The organism is Klebsiella sp. GW_Kp182 (assembly GCF_040062275.1).
GTDB classification, from domain to species: Bacteria; Pseudomonadota; Gammaproteobacteria; order Enterobacterales; family Enterobacteriaceae; genus Klebsiella; species Klebsiella michiganensis.
This window is the reverse complement of record NZ_JBEAFQ010000013.1, coordinates 73,056-95,442: the sequence shown is the minus strand read 5'-3', so window position 1 is coordinate 95,442 and position 22,387 is coordinate 73,056. Positions and strand designations below refer to the sequence as shown.

Below are 22,387 nucleotides of genomic sequence, written 5' to 3'. Positions count from 1 at the left end.
TTTCAGCGAAGTACGCTCGGGTGTTGTCATTCACCATCCGGAATGAACCTTAATCAGTTTACCACTCCCCAGAATGAAGCCAATTAATTTTTATAACATAGAGACATCGTTAAAATAATTTTAGTTTCTCATATGAATCTTTAAGCGCGAACTCGACACGTAAGTTTTCCATATTTTCTCTGGGAATTAAACCTTCCAGAACATCAGCCATTATCTCGTAGCCCCATGCATAAACTTTGTGATCACGCCGTCCGGTATCATAGGTTATAAATCTGGGGAAGAGAACCACATTTGTCACCTCCACAAAGGCCGACATCTCTGTATCGAGGAGCATCTGAAAAGCGTCATTCGACAGGGCAAAATAAGCCCTGACATAGGCTGGTTTAAATCTTGCCAGGTTCCATAGATTCACCAAGAAATTCATCTGTATAGAGACGATATTTTTCCTAAATAACTCAAGGTCGACTGGTTTATATACATACTGCTTCCCGCTCAATAATTCACATGGCTCATTTGGTTTCATCTGAGCACTCTCAAAGGGTCTGCCGTATGTTTCGAACTTCAGTAACTGAGAGTCATCCAGTATTAATTTTATTAACTCACCCCATAAAACAGGTTTCCCGTTGACACGAGGAACTAACAGGCTACCTGGCCTAGCTTCTGACAGGGCTATTCTATTTAGACGCGCATCAGTGGCAGGATGGAAAAAACGCTCCAGCAGGTTGTCAGGAATATAGCGATAGTCCGACGCGAGATCACGAGGCAACACACTGAGTAGTTTTTTCTGACTCCGTATCAACTGCAACTCCGAGCGGAGAAACGCCTTAATGACCGTGTCAGTCTGTACGTTGGGTTGTACGTCCATACGCTCTCCAGGGTACTTTTAAATCGCGCTACTTACGGTTGCTTAAGGGGATTTTATTATATCAAAGCCATCTTAGAGATACTACTGAAAAAAACAAGCACTAATATTATTAGATACTAAATCATAAAAAAAACCTGTCCCTTTAACGAGTGTTGGTACTTATAACATTAGACACTATTTATAGAAATTGCACAGTTTTGCTGGCTTTCATTAGTACCTTTTCTTAAAAAAAGTACTCATGAGGATAGTTTTTCATTAGTACTTTTTCAGAAGAAAGTTACTAATGGCAGGGGTAGCAGCCACAGTTTTCATTAGTACTTTTTCTGCGAATAGTTACTTATGTATAAGGGTACCTATTACAGGATCTCTAAAAAGTTACTTTTCTAACTACCCACGACTACGTGGAGGGGTTTCCTGAGATAGGAACGCATACAGCCAGGTCCACAGGCAGGGGAATATGGTGGAGCCCAGTAAAAAAGTTACTTTTCTGGTCTTCGGCACGGACCAAAAAAAAATTTAAAAAAATATCAATCCCTCTTGTTATTTCAGAAAAATCATTTTGGATTCCTGTAGTCTGTGTGGCTGGAGGAGTTGATATGAACCCGATAATTACGGCACATCAGGAAATCGTTATCGAGAACTCGGTTCGCTATATCGAGTTACTGAAATCAGAGGCGTCTAAAATTCTGGATGAATACTGGGAGGCTTGGAAGGCACGGAATCAACTTATATCCCAGACAACGTATGCGAACGGGGGCAGATTTATACCCGGCCGCTTTGCACCGGTGTTGAGAAAGGTTGGGTCATCGCAAAAACTGACAATTGTGTGGAAGGATTTCTCGCCCAGGTTCAAAAACAAAATTGAACATCATGGCGTCGTTGTTAAACCTAAACTCGGAGGTTACAGCGTTAGTTGTTTTAAAAATGCTCTGGACTGGGAACTGGAGATGATCCAGGAGACGGAAGACAAAATTAAACCGATCCGCGAACTACTCGCGGAATACCATCAACGAAAGCTGGCCGACATCAAAAGACTGGAAAAACTGAAGAGGTTATTATAATGGCTGACAACGCAACCCCAAAAACTGAACCGCGTAATCAACGGAACGCTGGAAACAACCGTCCTTTAGGGATGGTTGTTTCAAAATTAAAGCCGCTTTCAAGTGAGTTTTATACGCACTTTCATGAAAAAAACAGAGCCTGCCTGCGCCAGTTCAACGCCATTTCCAATGCAATTTATAATATTTTTCGGCTAGTCGAAGGAGACCAGGCGACAAGTACTAAGGTTCAGAAATGGCTCTCCGGGGTTTACGATGATCTCTCTGGTAATGTAAATACATTCAAGGAACAGATTGACAAAAATGTCGCCAAACTGCCTCTTGATGATTCATCATTCGAAGGATTTGACTATGGTGAATTTGAAATTCGCTGGAACCATCCATTGACCTATAAATTGCTGGATATTATCCAGACCATCAACGTCCTGACTCGTCAGGCACATCAGCTGTGGCTATACGGTCTGATATCGCAACAGGTTCATGACCGAATTAACCTACAACTCCTGAGCTCACTGCGGGTTGCTATGGATAACATTACAAAAATATTGAATGCCGAAAATCGCGTGAATGGTAAATACGATGCATTGCCTTTCATCCAGAGCATTAAGCGATTTAAATCGGTGGAACTTTATATTGCCAGCCTCGAAGCAAAGCCCCCGGTTCTGACCGGTAACAGTGATAATGCAGCTGAAACTGACACTGACACTGACACTGAGCAACCGTTAAAAGCGGAAGAAGCTGCAGGCAAAGGTAAACCGGTTGATAAAACCCAGCCTTCAGTCACTTCTGTTTCGGTACAATAACTCACAGGTTGATATGAGTATTATATCCAGGCTTTTTTTTAAAATTAGGGTCGCCCTCTTCGGAGGGCATGACCACGACATTACCTTTGATACGGATGATGAGTATGACATCCCGCATACGCCTAACAAGGATGTACAAAGCTACCTTGATTACCCAAGTAAGCCTGCAGGTATAACGCTCTTTTCAGAGCGTGAGATTTTATCTGTCCATGCTAACCGGTTACAAGAAATTAATATGTATATCGGTTTGCCAAATTCAGATCTGAGTGAGGAGGCATATACCTTCACTAATCTGGTCATTAAGCCATTGTATGAATATACACGTTGGATACATCTTTTACCTGCGTCTGAAAACCATCACCATGCCGGGACAGGGGGTCTGTTAACGCACAGTTTAGAAACGGCTTTTCTTGCTTTAAAATTCGCGTACAGTACGGAATTACTCCCCATTGGTCTGCAGGATGAAGAACAGATCCGTAAACGTCGTTATCTATATGCGGCCTTTATTTGCGGTCTTTTTCATGACGCAGGCAAAATATTTGATGTCGACGTTATTTCGTCCACCCCGGGTGTTAAAAGCACATGGCGTCCGCTCTCATCCAGTTTGATGGACTGGGCAAAGTCTAACCGTATTTTTTCCTATGAAGTTATCTGGCGTAAAAGGCAGGCTAACGAGCATTCAGTCCGGGCACCAGTATTCCTGGAGCGCTGCTTAAACGATACCTGTCTTAATTATTTAAGCGACGTTGTCAAAGAACGTTTGTACGATAAAATGCTGTCGGCTTTAGGTAATTATACAACCAGTGATGATTTTATTTCACGGTGTATGAGAACGGCAGACTGGCATTCCACCGGCACTGATACCAGCTATCGGTATGACAAACAATCCGGTATCCGGGCATCTGATACTGCTGCACGAGCTATCGCGATTCTGAAAGACAATATCAGTACTCTTAATATCAATGGGTTCGACTCATCGTCAGTTCGCCATGACAAAAACTCACCGCCTCCTGTCCATATTATGATTATTGGGGGCTCTGTTTACATCAACGAACATGCGGCTCTTGATTTCATACTGAATCAGTTTAAACATCTTGGGATTAACTTCCCGGATGGCGATATTGGACGCAAAGCGTTAACCGATCTTCTGTTAAGCGGTGGCTATATTGAGCCATACGGCGAACAGCGGGTTGCCCACTTTTTCCATCGCGGTGATTTTACGGAAACTGACATACAACGAATGTTTGATGAGGGTATCAAAGGTCTGAGCTGGTTCTCCCTTTTAAAAATTAAATGGGTTGGTTTTCTTTTTAAATACGATATTCTGCCAGAAAGTACGCCTGGTATTTTTAGCATTAACGACACTAATGACTATGTTTTTGTCGACCGCAAAGGGAATGATACACTCTACGCACGCCCTCTTTCGCATGGTACAAAATCAATCCGCCTTGGTGTGAACCAATCCAATGACAATGCTCCAGTCTTAAAGGCTGATACACAGCCTGTAGCAGAAAGTGAAATTGCAGTTTCAGAGGCTGATAATACTGCTGAGGTTGAAAATATTGAGCTGCAATCCGTTGATAACCAGCAGGCGCAGGAAAATACTAATAAAAAGTCCCCGAGCATAGATAATTCTGAACCTGAAACACAAAAACGTGTTACTAAAAAACCTGTTAAAAGCCGTCGTGAAAAAGGGGAGCTAACTCCTGATGAGCAGATCTCAAGGCTCCAACATCAGTTCAACAATAATGCAATTAATGCAAATGAATTGGCTTTAATCGATGGAGTCCTATATGTATCAGAAACCCATATTCGCTCCATAGCTCCGCTTGAAGAACCGCGCTTAATGGAGACCGGTCTTTTTGTGCTTTCTTTACGTTCAGGAAGCCTCGATGAAGAATTCAGCATTCCGTGCAATGACGGGAAACGATACGTACAGTTAATTGACGAAGTATCTCTTGTCCAGTTACGTCATCAACCTTATATTAAAGAGGTTGAGATGCTTCCTTTGCTTTCTGCTGATTTATTTGGTGGGATTAAGTCTGATGACGAAGGAATGTCTTTCACATTCCCGCCGCCACTGGCTAAGGTGAACCCTGAGCCGCTCCCTCCGGAACGTTATGAAGAGCAAGCGCCTGAACTGAACCGTACTGAACATGAACCGTCTGGCATACCATCAGCGGAATATCCCGATGTTGAGGAAGATGATGTTGAACAGTTCTGGGAGGATTACGCATCCTATTCGCACGGTGATAACCTTCTTAAAAGTGAATCCGGCCCTATAAATCAAACCTGTGACATCTCTGATTTTGATGTGACACAGGCCAAAAAGTCACTTTCAGAATGTACGTCTGATACCGTTACCTCTGTTACAGGAAAATCCCCGGCCGAAGCGGAGAACGATTCTGAGAAAGAGGAAGATTCTGATGAGGAAAGCGGTGACATTAACAGCGATTTTGAAGCGCTGTTTTCCCGTCAGAAAAATATTATCACTGATCCTTCCGTCGTCATTGCAGACAATCTTGAACAGTTAAAATCCATTGCCACACCGGTTCAAGCGTATGCTGATGCCGAAAACAGCGATACGCTTCATTCCGATATTGATACGATTATTAATCAGTTAAACAAAATACGATTGAATAACTCGCCGATTCAGATTAGAGAGTTACGTCTTGCAATTGTTGTGACTGATATCAATTTTTGCATGCGGTTGAGAATCTCTGATGACATTGCTTCATGGGGTTTTCGTCAGGAGGAGTTAACTGAACTACGCGATGCTTTTGCGCATTTTCCTGTTGCTAAATTAAAGGTGGGTATAGGCAGGCCTATTAGCCACTACATGATTAGACTTAGTGATCTTCAACAAGGTGCGCTGCGCAATAACATTTTCTACGAAGAATTTATTTCGTTTTTTAACCATCAGGAAGTAAGCCATGAAACGTAGAAGCCGTAACAATCTCCATACGCAGGAAATGCTTTACCGCCCTGCCCTTGAGTTTCGCTCAGCGCTAATCCTCATACTGTTTTCTGTTTACGTGCTTATCGACTCATGGACCAGTAAGTACGGTATCAGTGAAATCCCTTTCTATTGCTCTCTCGGGTTAATAGCGATGGCATGCTGGAGAGTATGGCACGGCGTGCCGGTCTTTATAGCTCACTGGCGATTATTTCATCGCACGATGGACTTTTTGTCACTCGAAGACTTCCGGATAATTAATAACGCTCATTTTTTTGCTGATGACCGGAAGTATCAGAAACTGGTCAATTTGCAGGAGTCAGGCGGAGCACCCTCGAAGAATAGCGTTTACAAGCTCTTTCGTAAGAAAGAAAAGATTGTGATCCCCCAGCGTACGACGTTTCTGTGCAATGGTTTCAAATGGGGCCCGGAGCACTCTGAACGTACCTACCAGGTTCATAACCTTTCCAGCGATATGCATGAGGTTCAGTTACCTTTTATATTAAATCCCATTACCCGTCACTATCGTAAACTTGCTTTCGATCTGGGAGGGAATTATGCGATCTTCGGCGTGGATAAAAAGGTCCCAATTTTCGTCAATGAAGAAAATTTCTTTGGACATACCCTTATTACAGGTAACGTAGGTACCGGGAAAACGGTTCTCCAGCGCCTTCTTTCTAGTTCGATGCTTCACCTTGGACACATCGTGCTCGTCGTGGACCCTAAAAACGACTATCAATGGCAGGAAGGGTTAAAGGAAGAGTGTGAAAGTCTTGGTAAGCCCTTTATGCATTTCCACGCAGGCAATCCATCGACGTCTGTATCTTATGATGTCAGCGCTAACTATGTTAAGGATACAGACCTTTCTGCCCGTATTATGAGCATTATTTCAGGCACTGAAGGAGGTGAGGATCCATTCGTACGTATTGCAGAGGGGCTTGTCACAACGGCGATCGGTGCTCTGAAGTTGGGTGGTACAAAACCGACTATCCAGAATATTTACTATGCCATTCGCTCTAAACAGGACCTTATCGTTACCACCAGAAATGCTCTTCGGGGTTTTTATACTTACCATCTCGGGAATGATTGGCATTTAACTGTTCAGGTATCACAGAATCTGGCTCTTGCAGACGAAATCGATAAGCTTAAAGAATTTTTCTACTGCAACTACTTTGAAGATAATTCGCCCAAAAATCTGCATGGCATGGATACGGTTCTGGAATGTTTTAAATACATATCTGGTGATGAATCTCACTATTACAAAATCACTGCCAGCCTGATGCCTATGCTTAAGCGATTGTCCCAGACCCCTATGGACATACTGCTTTCGGCGAACGATGTCGCGAACCCAAACCGTAACATCGTTAACAGCCATGGACTCTTTAACAGCGGTGGTGTGCTCTACATTTCACTGGACGGCCTGTCAGATCCGGCGACAGCACGTGACCTCTCCCAGCTGATTACTTCGGATATCGCCGCTGAGGCAGGCAGCCGCTATAACACAGCCTCTGATTTGTCCACCGTTCCCAGGGTTTCTATATTTATTGATGAGGCCCATCAGGCAGTCAATATGCAGCTGATTAACCTTCTCGCCCAAGGGCGTGCTGCTAAAATCGCCTTGTTCATATCTACGCAGACCATTTCTGATTTTGTATCGGCTACCAGCGCCGATACTGCGGACCGATTGACGGGACTTTGTAATAACTATATTTCCACACGTGTAACTGACGCGAAGACTCAGGAGCTTGTTCTGACCAAAGTGGGTCAGACCAATGTCTCGATGAACCAGGTTACTTATACCACCAGCGCAGGTACTAAACAGTCACATACAGATTTTAATGGTTCCATTTCCGAACGAAAATCGACAACGATGGTAAGTTCTATTCCACAGGAATTACTGTCGATGATCCCAACCCTGCACTTCATCGCCTGCTTACAGGACGGGCGTAAAATTGTGGGTCAGATGCCTATAACCGTGCCGGGCAAATCAATGCGTAGATCAACAACCGTCGTTGATATGGTAATGACTTCTCCTTACAAACTTAAACTGAGACGTAATCTCGATGTTGAAGAGATACTAAGCAAATCACAGAAGGTGGGCTGACTATGGAATTCAAACAGGTATCAAGGGCATCGTTATTCGGTATGAATTCCTCTCAACCCAAATACATTTCACGTGCAACCAAGACACTGAAGTTGTATGGCATAGATGTTGATGATGAGGGCCTGCCGGAAATACTGTCTCGCTATGCGAAGAAGCTCACTGGTGACATTTGTAAGGTATACGCTCAATACACGGTTGATAGCCTTGACGTGCTGGCCCGGACGCTGGCGGAGTTTTTTATTATCCGGTATGCGGTGACTATCGTTACGCACGATGACACAGAGGTCACCTGCAACTGGTCTGTATCTCAGGGCCCGTTTACCGAGTGGCTCAAAGATCTGTTGAATAACTGCATGGCGAAGAGCCACACGTTTGAAGTGCAGATTGATAATAATCAGGAACGCATGGCTTTCATACAGCTCAATGCCGAGCGTCTTGGCTGGTATCTTCTGCCGGAATTTATTGATATTGCAGGCTTCCTGCCCGTTTTCCTTGAGATGCCTGAACAGGTTGAATACCAGGTGATGAGGCGCAAGAGACACGGTAAGGTACCAGACATCCACCAGCACGATCTGGGGATTTTCGAAGAGGATGCTCTGATATCCGGTTTGAAAGAAAAGTTACTTTTTTGGAGTGGCAACCTGAGCGACCCACAGGATGAATACACGTCTCTTTTTAACCGTGTTATCGATCTTTCCATTTTGGGCAACCGCCACCAGCCCGCGATGTATCGTAAGAGTAGTATTATTCAGTCGTTCCTTGATGAGTTTTCCGCCTCGGTGCTGACTCTTCCCGTCCGCTTTAACGACGGTACCCTTCACGCACTCTGGACGCCATGGGCGGAGCCCTTTAGTCAGTTCTCGCGCTTGCGGCCGGTTGAAGAAGATACCGTTTACATGCCAACCCCGGGACAGGTCCGCTGGAAAAATGAAGATGTCCGCAGAAAAGTTACTTTTTCACTTATATCCCGGTTAATCGCATCAGATGACCTGGCGTGTTCGGGAATTCTTCATGGCTGGAAAAATCACTACCTCAACAGAGAAAGCAATATTCGCCTGGCAGCCCTTTGGGCAGAGCTGTTCACAAATAAAACTGACTGACAGAGGTGTAAAATGGCTGGAAAGGATATGTCGGCGCAGAGAATGACGATGATCCGGTTTGGATTAGGGCTGGGTCTGTTGATTTATTTTCTGTTTAACGTTTACCTGGAAGACACCAACAAGCTTTATAAGGATATCACTGCCGAGGTGAACGCCAGTAAGTTGCTTATGGATGTGGAGAGATGGCAGAAGGTGACGCGCAATACGGAAAAAACGTTTAATTACCTTTTTGTCGAATTAAACATCACGGCTTACATGAATAAAACTTTGTTGCCTGAGGATGATAAAACCAAACCGGCGCGTGGAATGAACCTCGCGGCAAACAAATTCATGAGCCCAAGCTATACCGCTGCCCGAAACATCCCGTTAATGGTGTATCAGGCAATTTATCGCTGGTATTTGCTGGCTGGCTGGTTTTTCACGTTCCTCCCACTAATGATAGCTTTGGCACTGGATGGTTATTACCAGTGGAAAATGAAGAGATTTGTTTTTGGCGATGTTACAATTCAGCTTTATCGCCTCTGGTTCCGTTCGTTGTCGATAATCGGTATTTTAATAATTGCCTATCTGGTCATCCCTAATCTGAATTTATTTTATGGACTGACACAGTATTTTCCGCCGCTTGCCCTGGCGTTGCTCGCTATTGCCATTAACCGGCTTCTTGCGCACTACCAAAAACTCATGTGAGGAAGAATATGTTTAAAAAAAGACCATCGAAACCTGAAACAGGCTCGGTTCAGGACGTGGTATCGCGTGAAAGTAAGAAGTTTTACCGTTTGTATAAATCGCATGTGTTATCAAAAATAACCCTGACGATTATTGGTATAGGGTTTGCAGGTTTTAGCGGCTGGTCCATGTATCAGGATAAACAGAAAAACGGTAAAGGGGCAGACCATATCGCGGTTATCCGTATTTATGGTGAAATGGGTACTGGCTCGCCTACAGGCGACGGTGTCATTATTGCCCGCGCTTTACGTGAAGCATGGGATAACCCGCATGCAAAAGCGATCCTGATTGAGGCTGAATCGGGCGGCGGCGGTCCGTCGGACGCTATTAATATTTATCGTGAGATAAACGAGCTTCGCGACTCCCTCCATGGAGCACCGGGGATCACCATTGACAACCCCGACCCCACAACATCCCAGAATAAAAAGGATATGCCACCAGCACCCTCTGAGGCGGTCAAACAGGCGTTGCTGAAAGCCGTGGGTACCGGTCATGGCAGACTGCCAGCTGCTGCCCGGGACGTCCGCCCCATCATCGTCAGTATTAAAAATATGTGCGCCTCGGCCTGTTATTACGCAGCCTCACCGGCTGATGCGATATATGCGGATCCCAACGCCATCATTGGCAGTATTGGCGTGCGCATGGACCACTGGGATGTGTCCAGGATCATGGACCGCCTTGGTGTGACTAACGAACCGTTGACGGCCGGTGCCTGGAAGGCTTCTCTTGACCCCTGGCGTCCAATTGATGACGAAACAAAGGCCTTTCTGCATAGTGAGTTACTAAACAAAATGCATGACCAGTTCATTAATGATGTCGAAGCCGGTCGCAAAGGAAAGTTACTTTCGCGTGAACAGGCGGATAAAGAACAGCTCTACACGGGGCGTTTCTGGCTGGGGGACCGTGCGAAGCAGTTTGGCCTTATCGATGATACAGCCACCAGCACAGAGGTGCGTGAACGCCTGAGTATTGTCTACGGCACCACGCGTTTTCGCGACTACAACGCGCCAAAAGCTTCGTTAAGCAGCATGTTAGGATTGTCACTGGACGTGAACCTTAAAGAGGCTTTATCAAGTGCGCTTAACACCACCAGCACTGTGAGGTAGAGATGGACCTGACCATGTTGTCGACCATTTTTCTTGTGTTCGTCATGCTGATTCTGTCATGCATCATTCTGTGTGTCTGGCCGCTTATCAGTAACATGTTCAGCGAGCAGCGCACACGAAATGCATTAAAGGGGGTGTTAGCGGACCTTGAGGGGACACTTATATCTGACATTACCCTACCCCTCAACGCCTCCCAGACAACGCAGATAGACCATATCTTTATTAGCACGAAGGGTATTTTCATTATCGAAGAGAAAAACTATACCGGTGACATTTATGGTGCTCTCGATGATAAAACGTGGACGGTTGTATACGGTTTCGGTAAAGCGAAACATAAGATGTTAAACCCGTTTGTTCAGAACAAAACCCATATATCCGGAGTGTGTCGGGCCATAAAGCGGGATGATAAGGGTATCATCAATGTTGTGTTACTGACGGGCCGCAGTAAGTTCATGGCAGACCCTGCACCGGAGTGGTTGTGCTGTAATTGTGATGACCTCGGGAACAAGTTCACCGTGTACGATGCTGAGCCCGTGTTTAGTGTTGAGGAGACTGGCTGGATCGAAAATGACCTGCGTAAAGCAATGCTGCCGCAGACGCTGCTGACCGACCTAGGTCACGTCTATTCACTTAAACTGAAACACCGTCAACCAATATCTGTACAGCACAGGGTAACCTATTTTACGTTACTGACTACCACCCTGTTCTTCCGTGCGCTGATAAAATTATTTTCGCGTAAACGCTCAGAGGTCATTCACAAGCAGTACCGTGAATAGCTCACATCCATTTTCCACCGTTCTAAATGCACAGGGCCACCAGCGGGCCCTGTTTAGCTAAAGTAGTCGGATGCAGGAGGATTAAGGTACGGAACGGACTGCCAGGCGCGGATCATGTTAACCATCTGCTCAGCGATCCCCATTGACGGATTTAGCCGGTATGCCGTCCGGGTTACCATTCCTTCCTGACGTTCATCAGATTTCACATCAACCAGCCTGAAGCGCCACCACTCCTTGCCGCAGCTAATGACACAGATATCAAACTCGGCATTAACCACCGGCAGATAAGTGTGTTGATTCAGTTCCAGCAAAAGCGAATATGCCTGTGGCATATACCGTCCATCGAATGACCCCGCCCAACGATATGTTGCGATGAATGGCGGCGAGTCCAGAGATTTGAGAAATGTCATGTCAGATCCACCAGCAGCTTTACCAGTCTCTCATTATAAAGATTAGGTAGCCCTCTTAAAGCCCCTATTTTCATTCACGCTTTTAAAAACGGATGCAATAACAGTTGCAGGAATGCTTCTGATAAACAGTGAGAAACAATGGAGTCGATATTCAACCGGTGTTTTTTTTAATAAGGTGATCGGGTAATCATAAACAACCAGAAATTATGGGGCGCTGTGATGTGATGACCCCGGCTAATCCCGGTGGTTAAAAGTGACTTTTTTGCTGAATAATGCCCGGGAGGAATGCTGGGTTAATAGGTCTCTGCCACATCCTGTTTGAATGGCGACTTAATGTCAGTTTGTATCAGATTACTTACGGTTGAGCCCGCAGCTGCGATTCATCTCCGTTCGTAAGCCTGCACTACGGCATCATTCCGGAGAGAATGAGCCATGGCAGTAAGCGGTAGCCTAACGGTACAGGCAGATGCTAGAACGCCGCAGAGCGCTTGTGCGTGAGCTTTCCAGGGTCAGCGTACACGAGCTGACCGGTGAGAAACATTGTTACTTCTGATTGCCATTTGCTTTTATTGGGTCTGTCTAATGTACCAGCCCACAATTTACGTTTTGGCTTTAGAAAGAGCTAACAGCCTACCTGATAAAATCAACCAGCACCCTACGTGCAAGACTTTGTTCTGGCAAATCACTGTATATCCGCCGCATCGCCGCTTTGTGGAATGGGGAACGATTAACCACGTCCACCAGCGCTAACCCGCTTTTGTTGAATGATGCCCTGACCTCCCTATAACGCTGGTAATGAAACAGCCTGTGGAACAGGTTCATGGACAACACCTGATCGCCTGTGACTTTGAATCGTATTACTGCATCCCGCACCTCGATCTCTTCCTCCGGGATTTCACCATCAGTGTAGGAACCCGCAATACCTGGCGAAAGCAGGTATTCCTCGTCAAGCGGATCGTTCATGAAACGGCTATACATTAGCAGCTCCTGTTTCTGGTAATAATCTCACCAGGGGCAACCAAAAAAGTTACTTTTCCTGGCAATTATGTAGTAGATCGCAAAGAACAGAACGTTTTGAAATAAAGTGGGAACAGTAGGTGCGACATCAGGAGTTCCGCACCAACCTGCTTAGCGACGTCTGGGAAGCCTGCTCACCACGGTGAGTCCTTCACAAACCGGCTGACTGATATCATCGCGTTATTATCTACATACCAGTCCACCAGCTGTTTGTCGTTCATCCCCTCTGGGATTCGCACAACAGCATTGTCGGGGCCTGAATGGACTTCTGCTACCAGTATCAAGCCTATCGTACCTGCAATGTCTTTGAGTTCGGTGAAGCGGTGTGTCAGCTCCACAGCAAGCTCAGCGAAGCGTACGCTATTCAGAGAGGCGAACAACGATAAGAATGACAGATTGCTTTTCCGCCCTGCGCCAGACACTGGGACATCTGGTAATGCAGCTATCTGTTCGAGTGATAGTGAACTCAGGTCCCGATTGCTGTGGCTTAACGGCAAAACCAAACATCCATTATTTTCTGATTGCTGTTCATTTTTCATCTTGCCTGCCTTTCTTTGTGGTCCGAGAAAATGCTCCCGATACAATACGTATTCGTTAATTTCCATTCAATAAGACGATCATCCAGTCCATCCACCAGCAGCAAGGCAAAGGTCTATATCCATGACTCAGAAAGTTACTTTTGAATCATGAAATCGCTGACCGAAAGCTTATGCATCTCGAAAAAATTTATCCCAGGCCCGCGACACCTTAACGGCAAGCCAGAGCAGGTTCGTTTGTAATGCATAGGTGAAAAGCTTAACGAGCATTCCCGGCTCCATAAGCCCATTCAACGGTACATTATTCGCATCTAACGCCAGAGAAACCCCTAACAACACGTAAAAAAACGCGAAAGGAAACGTCCTGAAAAAATATACTGTCATTGCCGCAAGCCCACGGATTACGTAATACGTATTCCTGACAAAGGTTTGAGTACGAGAAGGTGGGTCCTGAATTTTGATATTCATGTGAATGTCTTTTTGTTGGAGGATGGTTTTATTATGCTCAGGTGAAAGGGCTAACCAGCATACCCAGCTCGATTAACCCATTCCACACCTCAGATAGTCGGGCTGACGTCTTTGTACCAGAGTCGGATTGCCTCGAACCTGCTGGAAGTGCTCGCCATGGATCCTGAGACTTTAAAAATAGTTTCAACTGATATAACGTCTATGTTTTTATCTTCCAGCCATTTATTCATGTCGATGGTGGCCTGCCACTCCCCCCTGTCAAAGGTTTGTCTGTCATCTCTGAAATCATGAAATTTAATGCCCATATTTGACTCCTGAAAAAAGTTTGAAAAACGCGAATGACTTTCTTTAAGCATTACTCACTGAATGGGGGCTAGTAGCCCCCAACAGAATCACCATGCAGGTTTATTTGGCAACTTCACTACCGGCACCCAACGCAACACCAGAACCGATTAAGCCGCTCATAGCTTGAGTTAGATCAGCAGGCATCGCGATAACCTTCGCGTTTTCACTTTCGCCCAGCGCACTCAGGGCTTCAATGTAGCGAGTGGTTAACTGGAACTGCATTGCTTTTTCCCCGCCTTCACCCGCCATAGATTCGGCAAGCAAAGTGTTTGCGTCTTTGATACCTTCCGCTTCGGATACTCGGGCCTTTGCGTGAAGAATAGCGGCTTCCTGATCAGCCTGAGCGCGGAGAATAGTAGACTCTTTCACACCCTGAGCTTCGAGGATAGCGGCCTGTTTGTTACCGGTAGCCAGCGTTTCAATAGCCTTACGTTTACGTTCTGCTGCGGCTTGTTCTTCCATCGACGCCTGCATAGAATCTGACGGGTTGATGTCCTGAATCTCAATTGAGCGCAGCGACAAACCCCAGTCTGTCATTTGATCAGCCATAGATTTCAGCAGGGTTGCTTTAATCTCATCTCGTTGTGACAGGCTCTCGTCCAGATCCAGTTTACCGATTGCCGCACGAAGGGATGTCATCGCCAGATTTACGGTCGCAATCTGATAGTTTTCTACACCGTATGCCGCTTTTTGAGCGTCAACGACTTTCACGTAACAGATAGCATTGACCGACAGCACGGCGTTATCTTTGGAGATAACTTCTTGTGACGGAATTTTCATAATTTGGTCTTTAGTGGAGAGACGATATGCAACACTGTCCACGAATGGGATAACGATATTCAGGCCCGCTTCGAGCTGGCTGTGATAGCGCCCAAGGCGTTCCACCAGCCACTGTTGCCCTTGTGGTACAATACGCACGCATTTAAACAGCGTTAACAGCACAACGGCCAGAATGATAATGATAGCAATTAATCCAATTGGCATATTTTATAACCTTCCTTTCAGGAATTAGACGATTTAGAGATAACCACGCGTAAAACATCGTGGTTCACTTTTTCTGTTACAACGACCCGACTGTCTGGCGCGATCTCGTCATCAGAGATGCACTTCCAATCGGTCCGGCCTTCGACCGGTTTTTGAAGGATCAGGAGTCCTTGCTTTTCGCTGGCGCTGCCTCGGGAGAGAATGCCGATTTGCCCGATAACCGTGTCCTGAATGGACTTATTCGGGTTATTGCGTTTGCTGATACGTACCCAGAGGTACGCACAGACGAGCATGGATATGATCCAAATGCTGATTTGCCATCCGAGATGCATATCAGGGATCAGAAAAGAGAGGACTGCCGGTAACACTGCGGCAATAGCCATCCATAAGCCGAAAAACGTTGAGGTGAACAACTCAATTAGCAGGAACACCGCACCCACGATGACCCACCCCCACCAAACAACATTTCCATCCATAAAACCCCCTATTGCGTTAAATCTGAGTTAATGACCCGTAAATGCAATAAATAGTCCTCAAGAGAGATATTTCTCCTAACGTCACCATCACTGCAAAAATCCAATCACGTCGAACTGTGTAATTCTGTTTGTCGGCTTTATGCATAAGAACTATCATGCCGCCCCCCCCAAAGGATAAACGTAAAATAATACATAAAGCCCCTATATCTACGCTGATGCTTTAATGTTGGGACATGTAGCCATTATACATAATCATATTGTCTGTCGTAGCCACTGGTTAGAACATTCAGCGCATTTCAGTTTTTTTTTGATATCATCGCCCATTCATAATCACCCAGGCATTATGCAAACTCATACCGGCCCAATGATGCCGGTCATAAATAGCTTTTCCTCTGATTGTGTTTTGTTTACCCCAGTCATCCTTTCCGGCCACTTACATTATCAGGGATGGTTGGCATTATGTTTCTGTGTCATATTTCGGCCCGGTGTAAAATAATCGGTAAGTGGTGCTGCCCATGATGAAGTTTTTAAAAGTAGCAGGGATATCTGTTTTAGCGCTGGCCGTGTTTATAGCAGTGCTTATAGCGTGGTACTGGCTGGACGCCCGTGCGTCTCTCCAGGCGGATATACGCGCCTGCCCTTCAGTGACGACAGAGCAGGCCACAGCCGCCGTTTTGAAGAATGTCCTGTTAAATGGCGAACGGCTGTTTTCGAAGCCCCATTTAACTCAAAAGGATGTGATCATTGAGGAACGAGAGGTGCAGGTAGGACAAACAGGAACGCTGGTACCGTTCAGGATTGACGGCGTAACTGACAGGCGTTACTTCGGTATGACAGGCTGCGCATCGCTGGATACGGTTGAATACGCCACGGAATATTTTACAGGGCCCTGACAGCGGTAAGGCGTTTCACGCCCGCTTTGCGCGTCATAATTGCGTCAGGTCCTTCAAGTAATGTGCGGGGTGCCTTCCAGTGTGAGCGAAAGTAACTTTTCCTCTGATTGCCTTCATCACTTCTTTCAGAAAACAATACATGACGATTGAGCAACCTGCATCAGTACAAGGGAAAGGATCGGATACGTGCGGTCAGCCACTCCTCCCTTAACCCCCTCTGTGCCCGCGAACACTTTTGGTCGTTTGGAAAAATCGCAATCAGAAGAAAGGTTCCGGGTTTCTTAGGTGATCGGCGTGCGCCAGTTGGCCCGCCAGGTGCTTTAGCGGGTTTGAATTGTACATGCTTGCCCCACCAGCTGACCGTCATTCTATCCCCATGTCCTCGTCCGCGTTAAAGGCGATCGCCTCTTCATCCATGAACGCCGGATAATTAAACTCCTCCACTGCTTTAATAACGTCCGGGTGGTTGCGCCAGAATTCGTCCACAATACCGGCGGATAACTGTTCTGCTTCCTGTCGCAACTGACGAGCGGTCTCATAGTTGTCCCAGCCGCTTTCGTAGCTGGCTTTCTCGTAGAGTGCCTTCTGTTGCTCTTCAATTCTGCTGATTTCCTCGAGGCTGGCAACGTGCCCGTACCATTCCAGGTTGCAGGCATTCCCGGCAACCACCAGCCGTTTTTTCTCATCCCGAATTTCGAGTGTTCTTTCAGAAAAGCTGATCGGCCCGCAGTCTCTGCGCATCCACGGGTCGTAACAATCCTCTTCCTCTCCCCGGAAGTTCCACTCATTCCGCATAGCGGCTTCCTTTGCCCGTTCCAGCGCGTCTGCCACGGTCTGGGCTTTGCCCAGCAGGAATGTCCCGTCTGTGAAGTAAGTGCCTTGCATCAGGTCATCTTCCGGGTATTCCACACGCCCTGTGACATAGACACTGAACCGATACTGTTTCTCTTTCTGATTGACCAGGTAGCTTTCGCGTTTTGCTATCGCCTCGTCCTGATAAAATGCCAGGGATTTTAACGGCAGCGGCATATCCCTCAACCATTCATCGCGAGCAATACGTAGGGCCAGTTGCTCGACGTTCGACGCAAGGTCGTACACTGCGTTACTTGTGATCGCCCCGCAGCGCCTGAGCAAGCGAACGCATTGTGCAGCGGAATGCCTGTGGCTCCCAACCATGCTGAAAAATGTATCTTCGTCTATATCAATCTCTGCCCGACAAATGGCGTCATGCAGCATGAAATCGCCCTCGTGTTTTGCCAGCTCCACCAGCGTGGTCATAATACTGGTAAACACATCTTCATTCTCTGCAGTAGTGATAGTTTGTGTTGTAGTCATTTTATTGTTCCTGTCTTTAACGTTGCGGCGTTCCCTAAAGAACACTCCGCTTCTGATATCCAGGATAGCAATTTAAATCAACGCATCAAGACTCCAAATTATTAACAAATAATCCCGTTCGAGGGGGTGCGACGAAGGTTTTATTATTGAGGAACTATGTCTGTGTGATGACTTCAGCCTAAAAAGTTACTTTCCTGTTTATCTCACGCCATAATTTTGCACTGTTTATGGACTGTGTTATTTCATCGAACAGTTATCTATACTAACAAACCGTCAGTGTCTATATGCCCAGCAATTAATTTGCTCCCCGGATAATAATGACCCATCTCGCCGGGTGGCAGTGGTCGGACATTTCTTTTCCTGATTGCAGTTATTTAAATAATAAATTAACATAACGGAAATTGACGCATCGACGCATTGATTTAATCATTTATCACCCTGAAGATCATTGTTAATATCGGGGCTCAGGGCGGTTTAATAAATTTAAATTCCACCCATAGAAATGTGTTATTACTAACGGTATGACTTATGTGGGGGCCGGCATGACACTTACGGCATATTACCAGTTAAAAAACACAAAAAATGCAGGGCTCGGTATCGAATTGCTGGATAGTGAAGCTGCTGCCTTTATTGTTCTGGAAGAATGCAGTTTTGAAAAACCGAATGAAATTGCCCGCTACGGACATAACGGTACAGCTGGCGATCGCTCGAACGCCTTCAGTTGCGCGATGAATAAAGCGCGGAGCTCTCAGAATTACAGCGGCGCTATATTTGATTACAAAGTTTACGAAGAAACCGCCTGAATCTTCTTGTAGTAGCTGTGTGTAGTCTTTGCCCGCCACTGGTGGGCTTTTTTTTTGATTTTCCCCGCCTGTCGTGCAGTTTTTTAATTGGTAACCGGGCAGGAAAAAGGGGCTACCGGTTCGCTGGTAGCCCCTTCATAAAGCGCTTCAGGCATGTTAGATCAACCCAGCTCCTGAAAAGGCGGGGTTTCCCCCGCCTCCAGGTTGCTACTTACCGTTGGATTCGTAAGCCAGGCTTGCCGCGACCTCCCTGTCCCCGTCCTTTATCCGGAGTTCGCATAAGCGGTTCCGGGTCAGGCATGTGAATATCAAGAGTGTGATACACACGATTAATACGCACAAGATAAGGGCGTTTCGCGGTAGTTTCATGGTTTACTCCTCCTTGCAAATTGCACGGTAAGAGGCCATACTGGTGTTGACTAGACATACAGCGGGCCTCGTGGGTTAATGAAAATTAACTACGGGGCTTTCTGCTTTCTGCCACACAACATCCAAAACACTCAAACATCATGAGGCAAAAAGCCTCAAGCGCCGACACCATTATACCGTTTTTACTCCCATCCTCCCAGGGGTAATAAGCTGATAAGTCAATAATTTTTAATATGGTTTTCGCCGTATTTTCTGCCATGCATACCAGCATCTGCTGGAGTTCAGTCGTGATTTTTCCCCTCTGTCGGCATTCTCCAGCTACCACTTCTGCGCTGTCCGATGTAACGGCCTTGTGCAGACGCAATGCAGTGCCAAGACAACCCCCTTGTTCGCCAGCTGCGCCCATGCCTGATGTTAACGAAACGACTCTGCTACCTGTTTGAAGATTTACGCCCAAACAGAGGTGTACGGCTATGTCAAAATTCTCCAGGCAATATCAGATATCAGTAGCGGCATGTTCGAAAGAGATTATTTAAGTAGATTTTCCTGATTGTATATCTTTAAAATTAAATCAGTGTAGATCTATTTAGCCAATTGACGCACCTCTGGAATTGTTTATTATTATCACAACAACTCTTATTTATTGTCAATTTACCGGCAGCTTAACAGACTCAACAATACTCGTAGAAAAATCTTATTACTATCGGTATTACTTTAAGGAATCACATATGACACTTACTTCATATTACCAGTTAAGGAACACAAAGGCCGCAGGTCTTGGTTTCGAATTGCTGACCAGTGAACCGGGTGCCTTTATTGTGCTGGAAGAATGCATTTATGAAAGACCGTATGAAGTCGCCCGCTATGGACATAATGGGAGTGCTGGCGATCGTTCGAATGCCTTCAGCTGCGCGATGAATAAAGCCCGTTACTTGCAAAATTACAGTGGAGCAAAGCTGGATTACAACGTTTACGAAGAAACTGCCTGAACCATCCTGTAATAGCTGTGTGTAGTCTTTGCCCGCCGCTGGTGGGCTTTTTTATGTGACACCGGACAGGAGCGCCAGGCATCATGACAGCGCTTCTCCTCCTTTGCTTCACTTCCTGTCAGGTTTAAGACGACTATCAAACCGGAACGGTATCTGTTGAGCCTTCTGCACGATCCCGTAAAACTCAGGGTGCTCAGGATTTAACAGATATTTGAACTCTACCGGCGAAAGGTCTGAATACGTAATATCGCAACTCAGCATCTGCGTGATACCTTCTAAGCACTGGATGCCCTGCTTAGCGCCTACAATCGCGCTACAGATAGATTATTTAGCTCCAGTCATCCTCGTTCTGGTATAACCAGCAGAAAAGGATTACTGGAAATAATATTGAATTCGTTGATTAACGCCACGGTATAAACCCTACATCCATGGTATTATATTTTCAGAGCAGAGACTCCTTCACTTAAGTCTGTCCCTGCTATAGAGTGGTATAAAGAAGTACAACTCAGAGCTACCAGCCTTAAGTCTCTGTGCCGTACTTTAGAGTGTATTTCCGTAGATAAGTTGGCTGCGGATAGACAAAAAGATAAAACAGGGCTAAGGAGTTATCTGTGACAGTAAAAGTTGAACTACCAAATATCCCCAGTGAGGATGTACACGTTATAGAACCTCCGGGACGCCCAGGGCAAGGTCTGGATGATATAATGAGGGAATTGGGATACGATTTAAGCAACATCGACATCAGCGACTTTAACTTAAACCCTCTGGATACAATTCTATCTCAGGGTGAACAGAACTGATAGAGATGAATGCAGGATAAACCATTACCCTGCATTGTTATCGAGCCAAGTCAAGAAAGCCCACCAGCATGAGAAGGGTTGCAATTCATTGTTTCATCGTGATGAGTACGGCATAAAAAGTTACTTTTCTGCTTTGCTCATCCCATAAACTTCCAATGTTTACGGAATGTGATATTATTTCTGTCACTCAATCGCAGTTAGTAAACGCCCAATGTTTTTCAATTCGGACAAGCCTGTCCGAGTCCAGCCTGAGCAATAGCACATATTTCTTTTTCTGATTGTTTACCTTCTTTGGCTTTCCCCAAAAATTCAATTAGTTGGCCGACAATTGCGAAAAGATATATTTTTAGTACGATGTATAGACACTTCCCAAAGGCATCCCGCCGCTGGTGGTTTTTATGTGACACCGGGCAGGAGCGCCAGGCATCATGACAGCGCCCTATCCTCTCTTGCTTCACTTCCTGTCAGGTTTAAGACGACTATCAAACCGGAACGGTATCTGTTGAGCCTTCTGCACGATCCCGTAAAACTCAGGGTGCTCAGGATTTAACAGATAGTTGAACTCTACCGGCGATAAGGCTGAGGGAACACGCAGTGCAACCGAGCTCCTGGTAAATGACCAGGCATCTCCGTAATCAGCCAGTTCCTGAGGCGCATCCTCATCAGCCCAATTGTCCGGTAATTCATCCATGTTTGCGCTTTGGATCAGTTCATCAGGCACATCGATACTCAGTAGCGTGAAAGAGTCCATTATCTGTGCCGCATGCAGGTGTACCAGCGTCTCCAGCATCGTTAGTGATGCCGTTTCGGAGACATATACCATTGACACCCCCACGCTATTCCAGCGCCCACCAGCCTCTTTCGCACCATATCCGGTCCAGGCCGTAGAAAGATACTTTGTTTTCGTCAGCCTGTAGAGGATCACGAGTACACCCCATGTTCCAGACGAGTAATCAGCTTAATGACCTCATACGCTCCCGTCTCGGATGCCATCAGGTCTGCTGGCACTTTCCAGCTTAATGCCCGGTTAGGTTCGTTCAACCACTTCTGGGCGGCTTCCTTGTCGCCTTCAAACAAATCTACCGCCCGATCAATGACGCGGATAATACGTACCAGACGTTCACTTTGTTCCGGGTTAAAACGTGCCTTCACGCTGCGGCTAAATGTGGTTGACGGGATACCTGACATTTTTCTCAGGTCATTCTGGGTTATTCTGGCCCAGTCAGTGATCCGGTTCGCCACCTTCCCTTCCAGGCCTTCATTGATTTGGCCCAGGAGCGCTACGCCATCAGCATTATTTAACCCGGCAAACTGCCAGAGGCGCTGTGGTCTGGCTGGAGTCGAGGACAAACTAAATGTTTTCATAGCAAACCTCCATTTGGTCTTTACATTATACCCAAATGGTAACATTAGAGCAAATATCAACCACCAGCTGATGAGATTAATCCGCCGGAATACATTTTCCCTG

The 22,387-nt window shown here is 46.0% G+C and carries 23 protein-coding genes and 1 pseudogene; 11 read left to right on the top strand and 13 right to left on the bottom strand.

The features are described from left to right. Positions 1–109: 109 nt before the first annotated feature. Positions 110–865 (bottom strand): hypothetical protein, encoded by a 756-nt coding sequence (locus ABLU88_RS14470; protein WP_348836873.1) that lies wholly within the window; start codon positions 863–865, stop codon positions 110–112. A 596-nt stretch (positions 866–1,461) separates the two neighbouring features. Here ABLU88_RS14470 and mobI point away from each other — a divergent pair. From mobI to ABLU88_RS14430, 8 genes are read left to right on the top strand one after another with little or no spacing between them, the layout of a single operon-like run. Beyond that, complete coding sequence (mobI, locus tag ABLU88_RS14465) at positions 1,462–1,926, top strand: conjugative transfer protein MobI(A/C) (protein WP_072046226.1); 465 nt, start codon at positions 1,462–1,464, stop codon at positions 1,924–1,926. After that, on the top strand, positions 1,926–2,726 hold the full coding sequence (locus ABLU88_RS14460; RefSeq protein WP_348836871.1) for a hypothetical protein: 801 nt from the start codon (positions 1,926–1,928) through the stop codon (positions 2,724–2,726). The genes mobI and ABLU88_RS14460 overlap by 1 nt, the downstream gene beginning before the upstream one ends. Before the next feature lie 13 nt (positions 2,727–2,739). Continuing rightward, a complete protein-coding gene (gene mobH / locus ABLU88_RS14455) occupies positions 2,740–5,670 on the top strand; it encodes a MobH family relaxase (RefSeq protein ID WP_348836869.1) in 2,931 nt (976 codons plus the stop codon). After that, a complete protein-coding gene (gene traD / locus ABLU88_RS14450) occupies positions 5,660–7,786 on the top strand; it encodes a conjugative transfer system coupling protein TraD (RefSeq protein ID WP_348836868.1) in 2,127 nt (708 codons plus the stop codon). Before mobH ends, traD begins: the two co-directional genes overlap by 11 nt. A gap of 2 nt (positions 7,787–7,788) precedes the next feature. Next, positions 7,789–8,886, top strand: a complete 1,098-nt coding sequence (locus tag ABLU88_RS14445; protein WP_348836867.1) for a hypothetical protein — start codon at positions 7,789–7,791, stop codon at positions 8,884–8,886. A gap of 12 nt (positions 8,887–8,898) precedes the next feature. Beyond that, positions 8,899–9,573: a DUF4400 domain-containing protein gene (locus tag ABLU88_RS14440; protein ID WP_121915494.1), complete on the top strand. Its 675-nt coding sequence runs from the start codon at positions 8,899–8,901 to the stop codon at positions 9,571–9,573. An 8-nt stretch (positions 9,574–9,581) separates the two neighbouring features. Beyond that, on the top strand, positions 9,582–10,718 hold the full coding sequence (locus ABLU88_RS14435; RefSeq protein WP_348836864.1) for a S49 family peptidase: 1,137 nt from the start codon (positions 9,582–9,584) through the stop codon (positions 10,716–10,718). A 2-nt stretch (positions 10,719–10,720) separates the two neighbouring features. Beyond that, positions 10,721–11,494, top strand: coding sequence for a nuclease-related domain-containing protein (locus ABLU88_RS14430; RefSeq protein WP_348836862.1), 774 nt, complete (start codon positions 10,721–10,723; stop codon positions 11,492–11,494). A 53-nt stretch (positions 11,495–11,547) separates the two neighbouring features. On the opposite strand, the gene ABLU88_RS14425 is transcribed toward ABLU88_RS14430, so the two are convergent. The 7 genes from ABLU88_RS14425 to ABLU88_RS14395 all read right to left on the bottom strand — a co-directional run bounded on the left by ABLU88_RS14425 (position 11,548) and on the right by ABLU88_RS14395 (position 15,730). Further along, positions 11,548–11,826, bottom strand: coding sequence for a hypothetical protein (locus ABLU88_RS14425; protein WP_348836860.1), 279 nt, complete (start codon positions 11,824–11,826; stop codon positions 11,548–11,550). A 708-nt stretch (positions 11,827–12,534) separates the two neighbouring features. After that, on the bottom strand, positions 12,535–12,882 hold the full coding sequence (locus ABLU88_RS14420) for a hypothetical protein (RefSeq protein ID WP_348836858.1): 348 nt from the start codon (positions 12,880–12,882) through the stop codon (positions 12,535–12,537). A gap of 173 nt (positions 12,883–13,055) precedes the next feature. Continuing rightward, entirely contained in the window at positions 13,056–13,526 is a 471-nt protein-coding gene (locus tag ABLU88_RS14415; protein WP_154975047.1) for a hypothetical protein, read from the bottom strand. 102 nt (positions 13,527–13,628) lie between these two features. After that, positions 13,629–13,925, bottom strand: a complete 297-nt coding sequence (locus ABLU88_RS14410; protein WP_154975044.1) for a hypothetical protein — start codon at positions 13,923–13,925, stop codon at positions 13,629–13,631. Positions 13,926–14,014: 89 nt separating this feature from the next. Continuing rightward, a complete protein-coding gene (locus ABLU88_RS14405; protein ID WP_154975042.1) occupies positions 14,015–14,230 on the bottom strand; it encodes a hypothetical protein in 216 nt (71 codons plus the stop codon). Between the two features lie 100 nt (positions 14,231–14,330). Beyond that, positions 14,331–15,254: an SPFH domain-containing protein gene (locus ABLU88_RS14400; protein WP_154975039.1), complete on the bottom strand. Its 924-nt coding sequence runs from the start codon at positions 15,252–15,254 to the stop codon at positions 14,331–14,333. Between the two features lie 17 nt (positions 15,255–15,271). Continuing rightward, a complete protein-coding gene (locus ABLU88_RS14395) occupies positions 15,272–15,730 on the bottom strand; it encodes an NfeD family protein (RefSeq protein ID WP_348836855.1) in 459 nt (152 codons plus the stop codon). A gap of 515 nt (positions 15,731–16,245) precedes the next feature. On the opposite strand from ABLU88_RS14395, the gene ABLU88_RS14390 reads away from it, so the two are divergent. Further along, positions 16,246–16,623 (top strand): phosphonate ABC transporter substrate-binding protein, encoded by a 378-nt coding sequence (locus tag ABLU88_RS14390; RefSeq protein WP_154975033.1) that lies wholly within the window; start codon positions 16,246–16,248, stop codon positions 16,621–16,623. A gap of 363 nt (positions 16,624–16,986) precedes the next feature. Here the strand turns inward: ABLU88_RS14390 and ABLU88_RS14385 are convergent, their stop codons facing one another. After that, positions 16,987–17,958 (bottom strand): Hok/Gef family protein, encoded by a 972-nt coding sequence (locus ABLU88_RS14385; protein ID WP_348836854.1) that lies wholly within the window; start codon positions 17,956–17,958, stop codon positions 16,987–16,989. Between the two features lie 542 nt (positions 17,959–18,500). Here ABLU88_RS14385 and ABLU88_RS14380 point away from each other — a divergent pair. Continuing rightward, entirely contained in the window at positions 18,501–18,761 is a 261-nt protein-coding gene (locus tag ABLU88_RS14380) for a hypothetical protein (RefSeq protein ID WP_348836852.1), read from the top strand. A 207-nt stretch (positions 18,762–18,968) separates the two neighbouring features. On the opposite strand, the gene ABLU88_RS14375 is transcribed toward ABLU88_RS14380, so the two are convergent. Together ABLU88_RS14375 and ABLU88_RS14370 are read right to left on the bottom strand one after the other, a co-directional pair. Then, the gene (locus ABLU88_RS14375) at positions 18,969–19,091 is read right to left on the bottom strand and encodes a type I toxin-antitoxin system Hok family toxin (protein WP_348836902.1); all 123 of its coding nucleotides are present in this window, start codon (positions 19,089–19,091) and stop codon (positions 18,969–18,971) included. Beyond that, positions 19,036–19,188 (bottom strand): annotated as a pseudogene (locus ABLU88_RS14370) (DUF5431 family protein); the annotation flags it as partial. The pseudogene ABLU88_RS14370 and the gene ABLU88_RS14375, both read right to left, overlap by 56 nt. A 670-nt stretch (positions 19,189–19,858) precedes the next feature. Here ABLU88_RS14370 and ABLU88_RS14365 point away from each other — a divergent pair. After that, positions 19,859–20,119, top strand: coding sequence for a hypothetical protein (locus ABLU88_RS14365; RefSeq protein ID WP_154975027.1), 261 nt, complete (start codon positions 19,859–19,861; stop codon positions 20,117–20,119). A 1,254-nt stretch (positions 20,120–21,373) separates the two neighbouring features. Here ABLU88_RS14365 and ABLU88_RS14360 read toward each other — a convergent pair. Continuing rightward, entirely contained in the window at positions 21,374–21,844 is a 471-nt protein-coding gene (locus ABLU88_RS14360; RefSeq protein ID WP_004144067.1) for an RES family NAD+ phosphorylase, read from the bottom strand. Continuing rightward, positions 21,841–22,284: an antitoxin Xre/MbcA/ParS toxin-binding domain-containing protein gene (locus ABLU88_RS14355; protein ID WP_154975021.1), complete on the bottom strand. Its 444-nt coding sequence runs from the start codon at positions 22,282–22,284 to the stop codon at positions 21,841–21,843. Before ABLU88_RS14355 ends, ABLU88_RS14360 begins: the two co-directional genes overlap by 4 nt. Positions 22,285–22,387 lie beyond the last annotated feature (103 nt).